We start from the raw sequence: 2,003 nt of genomic DNA on the forward strand, positions 1-2,003 counted from the left end.
GCTGACCCGACAAAGCACTACTAGCTACCTGGGAACGACGTAGATCGCGCTCATGTCCGAGTTGTGCCTGCCCGTGGACCCGCGCGCGTCGGTGAGGTTGGCCGCCACTCCCTGCACGGCACCGGTCTGACCGGAAAGCCACTTCACCAGAACGTAGGCGTTGAAGCGCGGAATGCAGCCGTTGTCGGTCTTCACCGGGAAACCGGTCAACTTCAACGGCACGACGACATGGTGCACCCAATAAGGCGTGTCCGCGGTAACGGCCGCGGAATCCGTCTGGCACAACGTTCCGTCGGCTTTCCACTGATTCACGATGAGCGTGAAAGCGGCTTTGGACGTTTTCGTCTTGTCGCACGGCGTGGACGTGTTGCAGACCATGTACTCGGTGTCGGCGACCACGTCGAGGGTCCTGGCCGGCACGTCGAACATCGGGATCGCGGGCTGGCGGGTGATCGGGTTCTGCGCGTCGAGCGGGACGGTGACCGGTACCGCCGCCTGGATCGCCCTGCCCGCGGTCGGGGCGATGCGCAGGGAGCCGCTGACCAGGTTCACCGTCGAGTCGTCCCAGCCCAGCGAGGCCGTGCGAACGTAGGCGGTGCAGGTGACGCGGGCGGCGACGCCGGGGTGGACGAGCTGGCTCGTGGTCAGCGTCAGGTCCTCCCACTGGGGCGAGCCGCTGCCCTTCTGGTAGACGTTCTGGCCCAGCACGGCGTTCTTGCCGCCACCCGCCCACGAGCAGACGATCTCGTTGTCGAACAGGGTGCGGACGGTCGCCGAGTTCACCCGCATCACCGACACGACCTGCGCGGACTGGGTGGCCGTCAAGTCCAGCGTGACCGTGCCGAGCGCCACGACGTTCTGGTCGGTGCGGCTGCCGTCTCTCGGCACGCCGGGGCCGAGGACGGATTGCGGTGTGAAACTGACGCTCGTGGCCGCCGACGCCGTGGGTGCGGCCAGAGCCAGCATCGCCACAGCGGCGGCCAGGGACAAAGTCTTGCGCAGCACGTCTACCTCCCGAGACCCGATTGACGGGAGGAAGCTAGCGAGGCGCTCTACACGTCCCCTACAAACGCTTAAAGACCTGATTCCGAGGTGCGGACCAGAATCGCGCCGCATTCCTCACAACGCACGACCTCGTCCGCCGCGGCTTCCTTCAGCTTGGAGACGGCGCTGCGGTCCAGCTCGATCCGGCACGCGCCGCAGCGGCGGGACTGGATCAGGGCCGCACCGATGCCGCGCTGCTCGCGCTGGCGGTCGTAGGCCTTCAGCAGGTCGTCCGGGAAGCCCTTGGCCATCGTCGAACGGTCGGCGGTGCGACGCGTCTCGGTCGCCTCGAGATCGGCGAGGGCGGCGTCGCGACGGCGGGTGGCGTCCTCGTGCGTCTCGCGGGACTTGTCCAGTTCCACGCGGGCGAAGGAGACGTCTGCCTCCACGGCCTCGCGGCGTTCCATCAGCTCCAGCAGGTCGTCCTCGAGGACGCCCTGGCGGCGCTGGAGGGTGGCGAGCTCGTGCTCGAGGTCGGTGAGCTGCTTGGCGCCGACCGAGCCGGACTGCATCAGCTTGCGGTCGCGTTCCTCACGGGCGCGGACCTGGTCGATCTCGGTCTCCTGGCGCTTCACGTCGCGGTCAAGGTCGCCCAGCGTCGTCTCGATGGCGACCAGCGCGTCCTGCTTCGCGCGCACCTGCTGCTCGGCCTCGGCGATCTCCGCGATCTCCGGCAGCGTGCGGCGACGGTGGGTCACGCGCGCCAGTTCGGCGTCGACCTGGGCCAGGTCGAGCAGCCTGCGCTGCACTGCGGGATCGGCTTTCACGCATGTCCTCCTGCTGCTGAGCTCGTCGCACCGACGGTCCACGGATCGGTCCGCCGGGTGGAGACGAGTACCTCGACCCTACCGCCGAAGGCCGCTCGCAGAATCTCCGCCGCCTGCTCGCACCACGGCCACTCACTGGCCCAGTGCGCGACGTCCACCAACGCGGGTCCACCGGACTCGATGTGCTCGCTC

At 68.4% G+C, this 2,003-nt stretch carries 2 protein-coding genes and 1 pseudogene; all 3 read right to left on the reverse strand.

Features of this window, described 5'->3' with window-relative positions; genetic code table 11:
* Window positions 1–24: 24 nt before the first annotated feature.
* On the reverse strand, window positions 25–1,005 hold the full coding sequence (locus tag UK23_RS40810) for a hypothetical protein (RefSeq protein WP_045317166.1): 981 nt from the start codon (window positions 1,003–1,005) through the stop codon (window positions 25–27).
* Window positions 1,006–1,073: 68 nt separating this feature from the next.
* The gene (locus UK23_RS40815) at window positions 1,074–1,811 is read right to left on the reverse strand and encodes a zinc ribbon domain-containing protein (protein ID WP_045317167.1); all 738 of its coding nucleotides are present in this window, start codon (window positions 1,809–1,811) and stop codon (window positions 1,074–1,076) included.
* A pseudogene (locus tag UK23_RS54305) lies at window positions 1,808–2,003 on the reverse strand (Nif3-like dinuclear metal center hexameric protein); the annotation flags it as partial. The gene UK23_RS40815 and the pseudogene UK23_RS54305, both read right to left, overlap by 4 nt.

This window comes from Lentzea aerocolonigenes (genome assembly GCF_000955955.1).
In the GTDB taxonomy this organism is placed as follows: Bacteria; Actinomycetota; Actinomycetes; order Mycobacteriales; family Pseudonocardiaceae; genus Lentzea; species Lentzea aerocolonigenes_A.